Here is a 14,680-nt window from a genome sequence, read left to right as displayed (position 1 = left end):
AGGAGACAGGTCTTGAACAAACCGCTCGCCAAGCAGGCCTATGGCAAGATTATCGAGATGATCCTCGCCGGTGTGCTGAAACCCGGCGACCTTTTACAGGAAGCCAAGCTGGGCGACGAGCTTGCGATGTCGCGCACGCCCGTGCGCGAAGCGATCAAGCGTATCGAGGCGGAGGGCCTTGCCGTTCAGGAGGGCCGTTTCTTGAAGGTCCGTACCCTGACAATCCCTGAAATAGAGGAGATATTCTTCCTGCGCCAGCAGCTGGAAAGCTACTGCGCGCGACATGCGACGGGCATTTCTGCTACTGTTCTCGATGATCTGGAGAGCCGCGTCATCACTTTGCAAAATGAGGGGCCGGGCGACGACGACGAGCAGCGCGGCGTAGACGATGATCTGCATCACGCGCTGGCGCTTGCCGCCGGAAACCAGATGATGATGCGTGCAATCGGCGACCTGCGCCGCCGCACATGCATGTTCGACCACACTCAGGTTCCGGCCCGCTTCCTCACCAGTTGCCGGGAGCATTTCGACATTCTTCAGGCGCTTCGGGCTGGTGACGGCGATAGGGCGGGAGTGTTGATGCGGGAGCATATTTCCCACGCCCGCGATGCCATCCTTGAGCGACTAAGCACGCCGACACAGAGAACATCCAGATGAAATGTCTCATCGTACAACCCATCCATGCAGCGGGCGTCGCTCTTCTGACGGGTGCCGCTGTCGAGCCCGTTATGTGCCCGGATACAAATCTTGCGACCGTCACACGTCTGATCCGTGATTGCCAAGCGGTCATCACCCGCGATGTCGGACTCTCGGCCGATGCCATTGACTCTGCCGACACGTTGAAGGTCATCGTCTCACATGGCGCGGGCCACGATTCGATTGACAAGGTCGCAGCCGCCAGGCGCCATATTCTCGTCTGCAATACGCCGGGTGCCAATGCCCGCTCCGTCAGCGAACTGGCGCTTGGCCTTGCTATAGCGGCCGCAAGGCTGATCCCGGCGGCAGATCAGGCTGTGCGTTCCGGATCGCGTGGCTTTCGTGAGGCGTCGAGCTTCCAGGAGCTTTTTGGCAAAACCGTTCTTGTCGTCGGTTGGGGCGCAATCGCGCAGGGTCTCGCGCATATGCTCGATGTCGCTTTCGGCATGCGGGTCCTTATCTATTCGCCGCGCAGCACAGGCACACTGGCCTATGAGCGTGTCGCGACGCTCGAAGAGGGGCTTGCCGCCGCCGATCTCATTTCCATCCACACGCCCTTGCGCGAGGACAACCGCAACATGTTCGACGCGAAGGCCTTTGCAGCCGTCAAGCGTGGCGCGATCCTCGTCAACACTGCGCGGGCCGGGCTGGTAGACGAGACAGCACTCGTCGCAGCCATCAATAACGGCATTATCGCCGGCGCTGGTCTCGACGTCTATTCTCCGGGCGCCGCCCAAGGTCCGCTTGCGGCCACCAATCGGGTGATCTTCACGCCGCATCTGGGCGGCACGACGGGTGAGGCTCTGGAGCGGGTGGCGGTGGCTGCCGCGGGCCATGTGCTGACGGCCCTTTCCGGCAAACGTCCGGCAACGACAATCGACCTGCAAGGGGTGAACGCATGAGCTTGGTCATCAGGGACACCATCGACAGCCTGCTGGATCGCATCAATGCAATCTCGGATGTCGGTCCGGGATTAACCCGCCCCTCCTACAGCCGGCTCGAAAGTCAGGCGCATGAGGTAATCGTCGCGGAGGCCGAAGCGCTTGGACTTGAGGTCACGCGTGATGCCGCCCTCAACCTGTTTGCCCGCCTGCCGGGCCGCGACCGTTCTGCACCTGCCATTTACATCGGCTCTCATCTCGATACGGTTTCGATGGGTGGAGCCTATGATGGGCAGGCTGGCGTTTCAGGTGCCATGGCACTGGCCGCCGCCTTTGTCGACACCGGTGAGCAGCCGCCCGTCGATCTGGTTGTCACGGTCACCCGGGCCGAGGAAAGCGTCTGGTTCCCGGTCTCCTATGTGGGTTCGCGCGCAGCACTCGGGCGACTGACGGCACCGGAGCTGCAAGCGAAGCGTTCCGATACGGGTCGCACGCTCTACGACCATCTTCTCGAAGAAGGCGGCAGGCCCGATGAGATACTGACAGGCCCAGGTCTTGCGCCTGCACATTTCATCGAGCTGCATATCGAGCAAGGCACAGTGCTCGACAATGCCAAGGAACCATTCGGCATCGTCTCGGGTGTGCGCGGTGGCCTGCGTTACCGTGAGGCACGAATCAACGGGACCTGGGCCCATTCCGGTGGTCCGGCGCGTTCGGAGCGGGCCGATGCGGTGTTCGCACTGGCAGACCTGATCGTTGGCATGGACAGACGCTGGCAAGAAGCACTTGAGCGGTCGCAGGATCTGGCCGTCACCTTCGGTCGTGTCGATGCGGCATCGTCGGAACATGCCTTTGCTAAAGTGCCGGGCCGGGTGAATTTCTGCGTAGACCTTCGCAGCGACGACCTTGCCGTGCTCGATGAGCTGGATGGCCTGTTCAAGGCGGACATCCACGAGATCGAAAAGGCGCGCGGCGTCCGCTTCGATCTCGGCCCGCAGTCGCGCAGCCAGCCGACAAAACTGTCCTCAACGCTTGGTGATCAGATTGCCAGTGGCGCGACAAAGCTTGGATATAGCCCGCGTCGGATGCTTTCCGGCGGTGGTCATGATGCGGCGGCCTTTGCACAGGCCGGGTGGGACAGCGTCATGGTGTTTCTGCGCAACTGGAACGGCAGTCATAATCCAGACGAAGGAATGGACCCGGCCGATCTGGCTGCGGCAGTCGAGGTTCTTTACGCCGCCATACGCGATTTCGGTACGGGAGGCAGCAAATGAACGACAAGGAAACCCTGGCGCAGCAGGTTTATCGCGACCTCAAGAAACGCATCCTTCAAGGCCAGCTTTCGTCTGACGAGATGCTGACGGAACGGACATTGGCTCTGGAGTCCGGCATTTCGCGTACACCGCTGCGCGCAGCCATATCGCGGCTCGAAAAGGAGAATGTTATTTCCCGCCTGCCAAACGGCGCGCTGATGGTGAGACCCGTCACCGTCGAGCAATTGCTGGAAATCGTGCAGCTACGCCGTCTTCTCGAAGGTGCGGCCGCCCAGAAAGCGGCCGGTCTGCCCTTTACCGAGGCGCTGGCCCAGGCACGTGAGCGAATGCGCTATTTCACCAGCGGTGGCGATATCGAGTTCGACCTGTTCTGGGTCGATGACGACGCGTTTCATGATGCCGTCGCCGTTGCCGCTGGCCTCCCGCTGCTCGCGTCGATGCTGACAGAAATGCGCAGCATTGCCCGTCGTTGTACCATCACCCGCACCCATGACCGTTTTGACCAGCAGGCGCTGGAACATATCGCCGTCATTGATGCCATCGAGGCGCGGGACGGCGCTGCGGCCCGTGCTGCGATGGAAGTGCATTTCGACAGTGTCAGAGCCCGCTTTCTCGGCTGGCTGGCGCGCAATTGAGGTCTTGACCGCATGACCCTTCATCCGACCTTCGACACACAAGCCCAGTTCCGCGGCATCGAGGCTTCCTTTCCTGCATCCGAATTTGCCGAACGGCAGGCGCGCGCACGTGCCGCGATCAATGCCAGCGGCCATGAGGCGCTCATCGTCACCGGGCCGGAAACGATCTACTGGCTGACGGGACGCCAGACAGCGGGTTATTTCGCGTTTCAGGCGCTGATCCTGCCTGCGGATGGCGAACCGGTGCTGCTCGTCCGACAGCTGGAATTGTTCGGCACGCTCGCCAACACTTATCTGCCGGACATCGTCACCTATCAGGATGCCGACAATCCGGCAGAGGCGCTGGTAGACCTCCTGCGTCAGCGCGGCATCGCCCACCCGGCGGTCGAGCTTGCCGGGTGGTTCCTTTCGCCCAAGCTCGCAACCGAAATCACCGAAAGACTGGGCGTCTCATCCATTGCCGACGGCTCGCAAATCCTGCCATCGCTGCGCATGATCAAGTCCGCAGCGGAGCTGGAGGCGATCCGTCAGGCAGCCGGTTATGCCGAGGCTGGCATGATTGCCGGTATCGAGGCATGTGTCGAAGGTGCGAATGAAAACGCCGTGGCCGCGGACATGCTGCACGCAGCAACCCGCGCCGGTTCTGAAGTCATGGCAATGGAGCCGCTGGTCTCATCGGGACCGCGCAGCGGTCTGCCGCATATGACCTGGCGTCGGCGCGTCCTCCAAGTGGGTGATCCGCTATTTCTCGAGCTGGCGGGCAGCCATGCGCGCTATCACGCAGCATTGATGCGAACCGTCTGGATGGGCACGCCGCCCGACGAGGCGCAGCGTATGATGAGTTGTTCACTGTGGGCGCTGGATGCTGCCCTTGGGGAAATCAGGCCGGGCGTCTCCTGTGCTCATGTCCATGATACGGCGCAAGCATTGATAGACGCCGCCGGTTACACCGCAGCCTTCCGCAAGCGTATCGGTTATTCCATGGGCGTTGCTTTTGCCCCCGATTGGGGCGAGGGGGCCATTCTCAGCCTCTTTTCAAACGTCACCCGCATCATCGAGCCAGGCATGGTGTTCCATCTGCCTGCAACATTGCGACATTACGGCGAGTGGACAGTTGGTGCCTCCGAGACGGTGATCGTCACTGAAAACGGCGCTGAACCGCTCTCAACCCTGCCTCGACAAATGACCATCCGCTGATTTCCATCCATCCAGACAAAACGGAGCATGCCATGCGTTCACTTTTCCATCTCGCCTACCACGTAACCGATCTCGATGAGGCCCGTCGTTTCTACGGCGACATCCTCGGCTGTGAAGAAGGCCGTTCGACCGAAACCTGGGTCGACTTCGATTTCTTCGGCCACCAGATTTCCCTGCATCTCGGCAAGCCCTTTGAAGTTACCCGCACCGGCAAGGTCGGAGACCATATGGTGATGATGCCACATCTCGGTGTCATCCTGCCGCTGGATGCCTGGTTTGCGCTTGCCGAGCGTCTCGAAAAGGGTGGCGTCGCCTTCGACATCCCGCCCGTCGTTCGCTTCGAAGGCGAGCCGGGTGAGCAGCGCACCATGTTCTTCTTCGATTCGAGCGGTAATCCGATCGAGGTCAAGGGCTTCAAGGATTTTGACAGCGTATTTGCTCGCTGAAGCGGAAAAGCAAGGCGGATCGCTGATCCGCCCGGCTTTTGTGACTTTTGGATTTTATGACTTCCGGTGAAGGGACGAGCCTGTCCGTTAAAACATGCTGGGCGAGTTGGTGATGAGCTCGTTGCCAGTCTCGCCAACGATGATGATGTCCTCGTAGAAGGCCGCGCCAACGCCATCGAGCGACAGGAACGCTTCGACGCCGAACACCATATTGGCCTCGACCACGTCTTCCGGCATGGACATGGTGGTCGAGATGCGCGGTAGCTCGAAGCCGAGGCCGATGCCGTGGCCATAAAACGGGAAATTCTTCATGATGGGCGAAATCGAGCCGCCAAAGGCTGCCGTCATCCTGTCGCCCTCTGCCGCCACATCCAGCAATGTTACGCCGGGGCGTAGCATGGCCGACAGGCGATGCACGATGCCGCTCGCCGCCTCGATCAGACGCCGTTGCTCCGCATTGGCAGCGCCACGCACGCCGGTGCGACCGGGGTCGAGGTAGTAGCCCTGATACAGCGCGCCGTGCAGCGTGCCCGTGACGATATCGCCAATGGCTGGCACGTCTTCACTATAGCCGGTAAGCGGAAAACGCTGGTCGAAACCAAGGGTCTCTCCGTGATTTGTGCCGATCATCTGAACACGGCCGCCTCTGGTGACGACCACGCGGGCTGCTTCGCCTGCTGCCTCTCGTTCCGAAAGCCCGCCGACCAGTCCTTCCATCAAGGCATTGACACCGAGTGTCGCGGTTTCGCCCGCATAGCGATAACAGTCGAGTTCACGGCTGCTTTTGATGCGGCGTACGGAGCGAACCAGATCGTCGGCGGGAACCCATTCAATGTCTGGCGCGATGGCTTCCAGCTGCCGGTAATATTTGATCGGGATGAAATGCGTGCCGACCAGCGCCACACGTCCCTTGATGCCCCGTTCCACAAGCGTCTGTGCCACGCTTTCGAACGGATGGTTGCTGCTGAGAACATCCTCAATCGAAACGAGATCGCGGCGCACTTCCGGCTCGTCAATATGCAGTTGTGGGGAGCGTCCGGGTTGCAGGATGACGGCGGCAAAGGAACGGGCCGTCCAGATCAATGAATCCATCCCGCCACTGATCGCATAGTGGTTGGAAAGATAGAGGACGTCGCCGCAATTATCCGTGGTGCCACCGCCACGGCCAAAGACGACGGCCGTTTCGAAGCCTCTCTGGATCATCTCCTCGTGGAGACGCGCCCAGCGGGTTTCATATTCTTCGATGGGAAAATACCGATGCATGGCGTTACTCCGGATGCGATCTGATTGCTTGCGTCATAGCCCTAAACTTTGCTGTATCGGCCATGGCAATCTCATTATCATTTTCGGTACACCGGCTGTATCCTTTCGTCAATGTTATCTTTCGTTTGGCCTTACCACAACAGCGTATCGCCTAATATATAAGCGGATGCTGACTATTTAATGCGCTTGTCGCAAAATAATTGATCGCTAATTTATTGAAAAGGCTACTTGAACTCCACTGGTATACTGAATAAGCTCGGTGTACTGAAATTGATGACGGGCTTTGCGACAGCGCCAAAAAGCTGCGCAAGAAGCCCGGTTACCCAAAAAGACGAGTGGATATGGATCTCGATACCAAGATTGTCGCCGCAAGCCACGGGCGTGTGTTTCAGATGAACGCCGGACAACATGCCCGCATCATCAACACCCATGGCAATCAAGTGGTCGATGCCTGGGCGGTCGCGGCGCAGGATGAATCCGAGGTCTCGTCGATGGATCATACGCGTTCCGTCAACAGCAATATCTTCTTCACAAAAGGTATGCGCGTCATGTCTTCGCGCCGCCGGTCGATGTTGACCATGGTGGCGGATAGCGCTGATGTGCGCCACGATACGTTGCTTTGCCCTTGCAGCGTTGAGCTTTATCAGCAGCTTGGCTGCACCGAAGCGCACCGCAGCTGCACGGACAATTTCCATGAGGGATTGACCGAGGCCGGTATCTCCGTGCCCTTCACGCCAGCGTCCCTCAATCTTTTCATGAATGTCCCTGTGAAGGAAGACGGCACGGTTGATCGTGTTCCCCCGGCGACGGCTGCGGGCGATTACGTGGTTCTACGCGCCGAAATGGATCTGGCTCTCGTGCTGTCTGCCTGCCCCCAGGACATCACGCCGATCAATGGCACGGCCCGCACGCCCAAGGATGTCGAGGTCGTCATCACACACGAATATCATGGGGAGGATGCCGCATGAGCGCGCCGCTTCTGAGCCTGAAGGACATCTGCAAGAGTTTCGGCGACAACGCGGTCCTCAAGGGCGTTTCACTGGACGTCAATGCAGGCGAGGTTGTTTCGATCATCGGCGCGAGCGGTTCCGGCAAAAGCACATTCCTGCGCTCGATCAATGCACTGGAAATGCCCCAATCCGGCTTCATGAACTTCGAAGAGATGTCCTTCGATTTTCGCCCGGAATCGCGTTTCTTCCCCAGCCAGGCACAGTTGCAAGCGTTGCGCGCCCGTGTCGGCATGGTGTTCCAGAGCTATAATCTCTGGCCGCATATGACAGTGCTCGAGAACGTTACCCATGCGCCGATGAAGCTTCTGAAATTACCGCGCAGCCAGGCTATCGAGCAGGCTGAAGCGCTTTTGTCCCGCATCGGGCTGTTCGAGAAGCGCCACAGCTATCCAGCTCGTCTTTCCGGTGGACAGCAGCAACGCGTCGCGATTGTCCGCGCACTTGCCATGAAGCCGCGTCTGATGCTGTTCGATGAAGTGACCTCTGCCCTTGATCCCGAACTGGTGCACGAGGTTCTGGTGCTGATGGCCTCGCTTGCCTCTGATGGCATGACGATGCTGCTCGTCACCCACGAAATCGCCTTTGCTCGCGACGTCTCCTCCCGTGTGCTGTTCTTCGACAAGGGCGTAATCGGCGAAGCCGGGTCGCCCGATATCTTGCATCATCCGGAAAGCGACCGTTTAAAACAGTTCCTGCATCGCATCCTTCATGACCAGGTCGGTCGTTCAATTTCCACTGACAGCGACCGGGGAGTGCAGGCGTGATGGGCAATTTCTGGAATGAAGTCCGCCTTTACGGTCCAGGCTTTCTCGAAGCCTCCTATACTGTCTTCGGCATCACCATTCTCACCATCGCCGTCTCCTGGGTTTGCGGTCTGGTGGCAGCGCTGGCGCAGCGCTCCAAGTTTAAGGTCGTTCGGATGGCGGCTGGTTTCTACATATGGTTTATCCGCGGCACGCCGACGCTGATTCAGGTCTTCATCATCTATTTCGGTCTACCGCAGCTTGGCATCAGACTTTCGCCCTTTACCGCCGGTGTCATTGCGCTCGGCATCAACAGTGGTGCCTATGTGGCTGAAATCGTTCGCGGCGGCTTGAGCGCGATACCGCGCGGCCAGACGGAGTCGGCGCTGGCACTCGGTTTCAGTCCGGCCGAGACGATGCGCAGCATTATTCTGCCGCAGGTCTTTCGCATCATTTTGCCATCCATCACCAACGAGGCAATCTCGACGCTGAAGAACACCTCGCTTCTGTCGACTGTGACCGTGGTGGAACTGACGCTCTATGCGCAGACGCTGATCGCCTCTACCTTTCGCCCGTTTGAGTTCTACATCGCGGTTGCGCTCATCTATCTGGCTTTGACAACGATCCTCACCACGCTCGCCTCCTGGCTTGAGCGTCGTTACGGCAACCTGGGGTGATCAAACCATGATCGCGTCCGACCGATGCTTTTGAACAGAGAATGCACAAACAACAAGGGAACTGAAACATGAAATTCAAATCTCTGATCGTCGCCGCTGTCTTCGCCGGCCTCGCCATCATCCCAAATGCCAATGCAGCCGATCTGGAACTGTTGCAGCCCGGCAAGCTCATGGTTGCCACCGAAGGCACCTATGCGCCTTTCAGCATGCGCGCGCCGGATGGCAAACTTGACGGTCTCGAAATCCGCGTGATGCAGGAGGTCGCAAAACGACTGAACCTCGAATACACGCCAGTCCTGATCAAATGGGATTCGCTTCTGGTCGGCCTTCAGGCGGACCAGTATGACGTCATCAGCGCAGCTATGGACATTACTGAAGCACGCCAGAAGCAGGTGACATTCTCAAATGGCTGGCTGGAATCAGGCGGTCGCGTCGTCACAGCCAAGGACTCGCCGATCAAGTCTGCGGCCGACCTGAAGGGCAAGCCTGTCGGCGCACTGGTCTCCTCGTCCTGGACAAAGATCGCCGAGGAAAAGGGTGCAACGGTCAAGGGCTACAAGGCTGAATCCGACGCCATGCAGGATTTGGTCAACGGCAATGTCGACGCCGTCATTACGGATTCCATCGCTGCGGCCTATGCCATCAAGTCAGGCGGCTTGGCGCTGGCAATGACCGATGATTACGTCAGCCATGTCCAGAAGGGTTTTGCCTTCAAGATGGGCAAACCGCATCTGGTCGAAGCGGTCAACAAGGCACTGGCCGACATGGTCGGCGATGGCACCTATGCCAAACTGACAAGCGATCTTGTCGGCTTTGACCCTACCCCTAAGGACCCGATCAAGACAATTAAGTAAACCTGCCCTAAGCATCGTTAAATTCGATTGTTTGTAAGCGAATGGGCGGGCCACGTACGCGGTGCCCGCCTAACTCCGCGCCATTCTGTTAATAGCCTCTTCAAGCAGCGCGCGGGGGCAGCCGAAATTGACTCGTAGGTGGTTGGAAACGTTCGCTCCGAATTCTGAGCCAGCACTGAAGCCGACTTTGCCGTGTTTCAGGTAAAAGCTTTGTGGATCGGTCGGAAGGTTGAGGGCAGAGCAGTCGAGCCAGGCCAAAAAAGTCGCTTCAGGTTTTATCATCCTTATCTGTGGGAAGCGTTTGGCGATCTCTTGCGAGAGGAAATCGCGGTTGGACTCGATATAGGCCAACATCTTCGTTTTCCAAACATCAGCATGACTATAGGCCGCCAAGGTGGCCTCGAGGCCGAGTATGTTGACGCTGTCGACCATGCCCAAGCGATACTGCACGTACTTTTCGCGCATATTTCTGTCTTGAACAATGGCAAAGGCAGTCTTCAAACCAGCGATATTATAGGTTTTTGCCGCTGACATCAGCGTGATCGTCCGGCTTGCTGCATCGGACGAAAGCGAGGCAATCGGGACATGCTTTCTGCCGTCCAACAGCAGATCGCAATGAATTTCGTCGGAGATGATCAGCGTGTCATTGCTTTCGCAAAGCCCGGCAATTGCTTCGACTTCGCCACGCGTGAAGGCTTTTCCTGTGGGGTTCTGCGGATTGCAAAACAACAAGGCTTTGGACTGCTTAAGCTTGGCGGAAAAATCGTCCAGATCGATTTTGTAGCCACCGTTAGTGGCGACCAGCGGCGCATCAATTCGCTTCATGTCCCAATGGCCGGGGGCATTGAGGATCGGGCGATACACCGGTGTTTGCACCAGCACACCATCGCCCGGTGAAAGCATGGCTTTTAACGCCATATTGAATCCGGGCTCGACGCCCGGCAGGAAGACAATTTCTTCAGGCGTGATCGTCCAGTCATATTTGGTTTGCAGATCCGCTACGATGCAGGCGCGCAACTCGTCACGCGCTACGCCGTAACCAAGACAAGGATGTTCCAGGCGGGATTTGATGGCATCGACAATTTCAGGGGCAGATGGAAAATCCATGTCAGCCACCCACATGGGTAGGATATCCGGTCCGTATTTGCTCCATTTGGAGCTTCCGGTCCCGCGACGCTCAACAACCTTGTCGAAATCAACCATTCTGATCAGAACCCCTTGATCATGCCACCGTCCACCCGGATGGCCGAACCCGTTACATAGCTTGCCTGCGCGCTGGCAAGGAAGACCGCGACTGCTGCAAATTCTTCCGGCTTGCCGTAACGGCCCGCCGGGATTTCGGCGCGAGAGGCGTCTTGCACGGCTTCAACCGTCTTTGATGTTTTCTCTGCCTTGCCTGCATCGAGTTCACGCACGCGGTCGGTATCGATCCGGCCGGGCAGGATCATGTTGACGGTGATGCCGTGGCGGGCAACCTCGCCAGCCAGTGTTTTCGACCAACCGGACACCGCAGCGCGGATGCCGTTGGAAAGGGCCAGATTGGGAATGGGCTGCACGACACCGGAGGAGCCAATGGTGATGATGCGACCCCATTTGCGCGCAATCATTCCTTCCAGCATGGCGTCGGTCACTGTAAAGATGGAGGTTGCCATGCTGTCGAAGGCGCTGGCCCAGCTTTCTTTCGACTGGCCGGCGGCCGGTCCGGCTTTGGGGCCACCGGAATTGTTGACGAGAATATCGACGCCACCCGCTGCCGTGACGGTTGCGATCATCGTAGCGACGGATGTCGCGTCGGAGAGATCGACCGTCAGTGGCGTGATGTTGTCGGTCTTTTCTATTGTGCCCACGTTGCGGGCGGCGGCGAAGACTTTGACGCCTTCAGCGGCAAGCCCTTTGGCGATGGCGGCACCCAAGCCACGGCTTGCGCCCAGAACGAGGGCGGTTTTGCCGGAAATCAGAAAATCCATTATTTCAATGCCTCAAGTTTGTGTTTCTGGCGCTCGATCAGCCGTTCGACTTCAGCGATGGCCTGCGCGTTGAGAGATGCGCCCGGACGGCGCTGGGCAGCACTGGCAATTGCACCACGCTTGGCCAGTACATATTTGCGGATGGCGAGGCCCAAGCCCGGTTGTTGTTCGTAACGCATCAGCGGCAGATAGGCGTCGAACAAGTCTTGTGCAGCGTCATAGCGCCCCTCATTGCTCAGGCGGCAGACCTCCACCATCATTTCGGGATAGGCAAAACCGGTCATCGCGCCATCTGCTCCGCGCTGCATCTCTTCCGGCAAGAACACACCAGCATTGCCGCACAGGATCGAGGTCCGGCGGCGACCCTTGGCTTCGGCATTGCGCAGATCGGTGATCTTTTGCAGGCCCGGCCAGTCTTCATGCTTGAGCATGACGATGCTGGGATGCTCTTCGAAGATGGTGCCGAGCGTTTTCGAGGAAATCTGCACGCCAGTAACGAGTGGGAAATCCTGCAAGACGACCGGAACGTCGGTGCCTATAGTCTCAACGACGTTGCGGTAATAGCCGATGATTTGTTCGTCTGTGCGCAGGCTGGATGGCGGTGCGACCATGACGCCTGCCGCGCCCATGTCCATCACGGCTTTCGTCAATTCGCCAATGGCAGCCAGACCTGGTGCGGAAACACCGACGACCACGGGCTTGTCGCCCGAGCGTGCCAGCGTCTGGCGGGTGATGGCGATGGACTCGGCCTGCGTCAGCTTCGGGGCTTCGCCCATCATGCCAAGGATCGTCAGACCGTCCGCGCCCTTGTCGTAATAGAAATCCACCATGCAATCGATGCTTGTCACATCGATTGCGCCATCATCGGTAAAGGGGGTGCAGGCAATAACGAAAACGCCCGACGTCTGGTTGTTGATCAATGGCATCTCATTCTCCTTTAAGCTTCAAACCAGCTGGATGTGCCGCGAGAAACGTACTGGCCTTCACCGGCTGCATTGACGATGTCGGCACCATCCCACGCCAGCTTGCCGCCGACATAGGTGCGCACCACGCGAACCGAAAATTCGCGTCCATTGAAGGGGCTCCAGCACAGTTCATCATGGGCTTTTGACGAGTCCCAGATCTGCCGTTCGGTTTTCAGGATGGCGATGTCGGCATCCGCACCGACACGCAATGTGCCCTTTTCGGGCCAGAGGCCGAAGAATTTGGCGGGCCGTTCGCAGAGTTGCTCGATCGTCATCATCGCAGCATCGTAACCGCGTATTTCCGCGCCGGTGTAGAAAGCCGGAAGAAGGGTTTCGAGACCCGGCACTCCAGCGCCTGCGTCGAAAATGGACTGCGTGAATTTGTTGTCGACCGGCCAGCTGGAATGATCCGAGCTGACGAAGGCGATACGACCGTCCGCCACATCCTCCCACAGCGCCTCGATCTGGCCGGGGCGGATGGGTGGGTTGACCTTCATTTTCGCGCCGAGTTCGGGGCCGTCGATTTCCGGGTCCAGCCAGAGATAGTGCACGCAGAGTTCACCTGTCGCGCGGAAACCATCCAGCAAATAGTTTTCGACAATGTCGAAGCCCCGTGTCGTCGTGAGGTGAACGATATGCGCGTGGGCGCCTGCGGCTGCACCCAGTTCCAGAAATTGCGCCGTTGCGGCCATTTCCGCCGCCGGTGGCCTGCTTTCGGAATGCGCCTCAATGCCATCACGTCCAGCGGCCTTGGCGGCTGCAATGTGGGCGCGCACGATTTCCTGATCTTCATTGTGCACGCCAAGAGGAATGTTTGTATCGGCAAGGGCGGAAAAGATTTCCAGTGTCTGGTTGGAGGAGATACGCGGAAAGCGCGTGGGGCTGCTTTCGAAGGTCGAAATCTTGAACGCCACCACGCCCCGGGCAATCAGACCGTCGATTTCTTCGGTGGACTGGTCGGGCGTCACCGTGGCGTAAAGTGCGACGTTGGAATGGGCATGCTTATTGATTGCGTCGATCTTGGCATTCAGTCTTGCGACCGAATTCAGCGGATCGGGATTGTCATAGGGCATATCCACGATGGTGGTGATGCCGCCAGCCACCGCCGAGCGGGTGGTGGACGCGATGCCGGGCAGTCCGCCATAGCTGCAAGCATGGGTCTGGCCATCTATGACGCCGGGAATGATCAGGTCTTGGCCTGCGTCGAACCGATCGCCTGCGTCCGGAAGATCACCGCTGCCGATGGCGGCAATCTTTCCGTCCTTGATGGCAATCCAGCCGTTTTCCAGTGGGCCGTCCGGCAGTACCACGGTGCCGGTTATCACGATATCATGGCTCATGATGCATGCCTTCCATATTGCAAGTCCAGTGTTGTACACGCCAGCGCCACGCCGGCCTGAACAGGATCGATGACGGGAAGCCCGAGTGTCTCTTCGAGCGCGCGGCGGTATCCGCCAAGGCCCGCACAGCCGAGAATGATGACATCGGCACCGTCCTCATCACGCAGAACTTTCGCCGTGCGTGAGACGATTTCGACGACGTCTCCCGCCATCAACTCCACCACTGTCTTGTCGATGGAGCGGTCTCCAGCAAGGCGACCGTCGAAGCCCAGATGTTTCAGATAGCGCAGGTGCCGGTTGATCGAGGATTGGCCGAGGGAGATGATGCCGAAGCGCTCACCAAGGCCAAGGGCCGCCAGATAGGCCGCTTCGGCAATGCCGACGACGGGTTGCGTCGTCATTTTTCTGACCGTTGCAATGCCGGGATCCGAGAAGCAGGCAAGCACGAAGGCATCGGCTGAGGCCTCGTTCACGGCTTCGACTATGTTGGGAATGACCTCACCCACATGGGCGTCCGTCTCGATACCGGGCGGGGATTTGGCAAGTTCCGCACAACGGATGCTGTGGCGGGTGGCATCGCGGACGAGACCAAGGCAGGCCTCCATGGAGCGTGTGACAGAGACGGAACTGTTGGGATTGATGACCAGAATTTCTGACAAGACGATACCTGCGGCGTGGACGAATACGAGGATTGTATCCGCAAAATATATTACGTAGTATATCAGAGCGTCG

The 14,680-nt window shown here is 58.7% G+C and carries 16 protein-coding genes; 10 read left to right on the top strand and 6 right to left on the bottom strand.

What is annotated here, in order from left to right; all coding sequences use genetic code 11:
- Positions 1 to 12 precede the first annotated feature (12 nt).
- Genes HRR99_RS15935 through HRR99_RS15910 form a run of 6 tightly spaced genes read left to right on the top strand, consistent with a single transcriptional unit; the run spans position 13 to position 5,129 of the window.
- Positions 13 to 657: a GntR family transcriptional regulator gene (locus HRR99_RS15935; RefSeq protein ID WP_233123684.1), complete on the top strand. Its 645-nt coding sequence runs from the start codon at positions 13 to 15 to the stop codon at positions 655 to 657.
- On the top strand, positions 654 to 1,598 hold the full coding sequence (locus HRR99_RS15930) for an NAD(P)-dependent oxidoreductase (protein WP_233123683.1): 945 nt from the start codon (positions 654 to 656) through the stop codon (positions 1,596 to 1,598). The genes HRR99_RS15935 and HRR99_RS15930 overlap by 4 nt, the downstream gene beginning before the upstream one ends.
- On the top strand, positions 1,595 to 2,851 hold the full coding sequence (locus HRR99_RS15925; RefSeq protein WP_233123682.1) for a Zn-dependent hydrolase: 1,257 nt from the start codon (positions 1,595 to 1,597) through the stop codon (positions 2,849 to 2,851). The genes HRR99_RS15930 and HRR99_RS15925 overlap by 4 nt, the downstream gene beginning before the upstream one ends.
- Complete coding sequence (locus tag HRR99_RS15920) at positions 2,848 to 3,486, top strand: GntR family transcriptional regulator (protein WP_233123681.1); 639 nt, start codon at positions 2,848 to 2,850, stop codon at positions 3,484 to 3,486. The genes HRR99_RS15925 and HRR99_RS15920 overlap by 4 nt, the downstream gene beginning before the upstream one ends.
- Positions 3,487 to 3,498: 12 nt before the next feature.
- Positions 3,499 to 4,683, top strand: a complete 1,185-nt coding sequence (locus HRR99_RS15915) for a M24 family metallopeptidase (protein WP_233123680.1) — start codon at positions 3,499 to 3,501, stop codon at positions 4,681 to 4,683.
- A 32-nt stretch (positions 4,684 to 4,715) separates the two neighbouring features.
- Positions 4,716 to 5,129, top strand: coding sequence for a VOC family protein (locus HRR99_RS15910; protein ID WP_233123679.1), 414 nt, complete (start codon positions 4,716 to 4,718; stop codon positions 5,127 to 5,129).
- 87 nt (positions 5,130 to 5,216) lie between these two features.
- Here the strand turns inward: HRR99_RS15910 and HRR99_RS15905 are convergent, their stop codons facing one another.
- Entirely contained in the window at positions 5,217 to 6,392 is a 1,176-nt protein-coding gene (locus tag HRR99_RS15905; protein ID WP_233123678.1) for a M24 family metallopeptidase, read from the bottom strand.
- 341 nt (positions 6,393 to 6,733) lie between these two features.
- Here HRR99_RS15905 and HRR99_RS15900 point away from each other — a divergent pair, with 341 nt between their 5' ends.
- The 4 genes from HRR99_RS15900 to HRR99_RS15885 all read left to right on the top strand — a co-directional run bounded on the left by HRR99_RS15900 (position 6,734) and on the right by HRR99_RS15885 (position 9,676).
- Positions 6,734 to 7,360, top strand: a complete 627-nt coding sequence (locus HRR99_RS15900; RefSeq protein ID WP_233123677.1) for a DUF1989 domain-containing protein — start codon at positions 6,734 to 6,736, stop codon at positions 7,358 to 7,360.
- Positions 7,357 to 8,166 (top strand): amino acid ABC transporter ATP-binding protein, encoded by an 810-nt coding sequence (locus HRR99_RS15895; protein ID WP_233123676.1) that lies wholly within the window; start codon positions 7,357 to 7,359, stop codon positions 8,164 to 8,166. Before HRR99_RS15900 ends, HRR99_RS15895 begins: the two co-directional genes overlap by 4 nt.
- A complete protein-coding gene (locus HRR99_RS15890; protein ID WP_233124939.1) occupies positions 8,166 to 8,822 on the top strand; it encodes an amino acid ABC transporter permease in 657 nt (218 codons plus the stop codon). The genes HRR99_RS15895 and HRR99_RS15890 overlap by 1 nt, the downstream gene beginning before the upstream one ends.
- A 68-nt stretch (positions 8,823 to 8,890) precedes the next feature.
- A complete protein-coding gene (locus HRR99_RS15885) occupies positions 8,891 to 9,676 on the top strand; it encodes a transporter substrate-binding domain-containing protein (RefSeq protein ID WP_233123675.1) in 786 nt (261 codons plus the stop codon).
- Positions 9,677 to 9,745: 69 nt separating this feature from the next.
- Here HRR99_RS15885 and HRR99_RS15880 read toward each other — a convergent pair whose 3' ends face one another.
- The 5 genes from HRR99_RS15880 to HRR99_RS15860 are packed head-to-tail and all read right to left on the bottom strand — an operon-like array spanning position 9,746 to position 14,607.
- Complete coding sequence (locus HRR99_RS15880) at positions 9,746 to 10,879, bottom strand: MalY/PatB family protein (protein WP_233123674.1); 1,134 nt, start codon at positions 10,877 to 10,879, stop codon at positions 9,746 to 9,748.
- A 5-nt stretch (positions 10,880 to 10,884) separates the two neighbouring features.
- Positions 10,885 to 11,643: an SDR family oxidoreductase gene (locus HRR99_RS15875; protein ID WP_233123673.1), complete on the bottom strand. Its 759-nt coding sequence runs from the start codon at positions 11,641 to 11,643 to the stop codon at positions 10,885 to 10,887.
- Complete coding sequence (locus tag HRR99_RS15870; RefSeq protein ID WP_233123672.1) at positions 11,643 to 12,569, bottom strand: dihydrodipicolinate synthase family protein; 927 nt, start codon at positions 12,567 to 12,569, stop codon at positions 11,643 to 11,645. Before HRR99_RS15870 ends, HRR99_RS15875 begins: the two co-directional genes overlap by 1 nt.
- An 11-nt stretch (positions 12,570 to 12,580) precedes the next feature.
- On the bottom strand, positions 12,581 to 13,948 hold the full coding sequence (locus HRR99_RS15865) for a dihydroorotase (RefSeq protein WP_233123671.1): 1,368 nt from the start codon (positions 13,946 to 13,948) through the stop codon (positions 12,581 to 12,583).
- Positions 13,945 to 14,607, bottom strand: coding sequence for an aspartate/glutamate racemase family protein (locus HRR99_RS15860; RefSeq protein ID WP_233123670.1), 663 nt, complete (start codon positions 14,605 to 14,607; stop codon positions 13,945 to 13,947). The genes HRR99_RS15865 and HRR99_RS15860 overlap by 4 nt, the downstream gene beginning before the upstream one ends.
- Positions 14,608 to 14,680 lie beyond the last annotated feature (73 nt).

This window comes from Agrobacterium vaccinii, from assembly GCF_021310995.1.
Taxonomy (GTDB): domain Bacteria; phylum Pseudomonadota; class Alphaproteobacteria; order Rhizobiales; family Rhizobiaceae; genus Agrobacterium; species Agrobacterium vaccinii.
The sequence above is the reverse complement of the archived record's forward strand: the minus strand, read 5'-3'. Positions and strand labels throughout refer to the sequence as shown.

Coding starts and splice junctions, on each gene's coding strand:
- HRR99_RS15930 (WP_233123683.1), top strand. CDS start 654: ATGAAATGTCTCATCGTACAACCCATCCATGCAGCGGGCGTCGCTCTT.
- HRR99_RS15925 (WP_233123682.1), top strand. CDS start 1,595: ATGAGCTTGGTCATCAGGGACACCATCGACAGCCTGCTGGATCGCATC.
- HRR99_RS15920 (WP_233123681.1), top strand. CDS start 2,848: ATGAACGACAAGGAAACCCTGGCGCAGCAGGTTTATCGCGACCTCAAG.
- HRR99_RS15915 (WP_233123680.1), top strand. CDS start 3,499: ATGACCCTTCATCCGACCTTCGACACACAAGCCCAGTTCCGCGGCATC.
- HRR99_RS15910 (WP_233123679.1), top strand. CDS start 4,716: ATGCGTTCACTTTTCCATCTCGCCTACCACGTAACCGATCTCGATGAG.
- HRR99_RS15905 (WP_233123678.1), bottom strand. CDS start 6,392: ATGCATCGGTATTTTCCCATCGAAGAATATGAAACCCGCTGGGCGCGT.
- HRR99_RS15900 (WP_233123677.1), top strand. CDS start 6,734: ATGGATCTCGATACCAAGATTGTCGCCGCAAGCCACGGGCGTGTGTTT.
- HRR99_RS15895 (WP_233123676.1), top strand. CDS start 7,357: ATGAGCGCGCCGCTTCTGAGCCTGAAGGACATCTGCAAGAGTTTCGGC.
- HRR99_RS15890 (WP_233124939.1), top strand. CDS start 8,166: ATGGGCAATTTCTGGAATGAAGTCCGCCTTTACGGTCCAGGCTTTCTC.
- HRR99_RS15885 (WP_233123675.1), top strand. CDS start 8,891: ATGAAATTCAAATCTCTGATCGTCGCCGCTGTCTTCGCCGGCCTCGCC.
- HRR99_RS15880 (WP_233123674.1), bottom strand. CDS start 10,879: ATGGTTGATTTCGACAAGGTTGTTGAGCGTCGCGGGACCGGAAGCTCC.
- HRR99_RS15875 (WP_233123673.1), bottom strand. CDS start 11,643: ATGGATTTTCTGATTTCCGGCAAAACCGCCCTCGTTCTGGGCGCAAGC.
- HRR99_RS15870 (WP_233123672.1), bottom strand. CDS start 12,569: ATGCCATTGATCAACAACCAGACGTCGGGCGTTTTCGTTATTGCCTGC.
- HRR99_RS15865 (WP_233123671.1), bottom strand. CDS start 13,948: ATGAGCCATGATATCGTGATAACCGGCACCGTGGTACTGCCGGACGGC.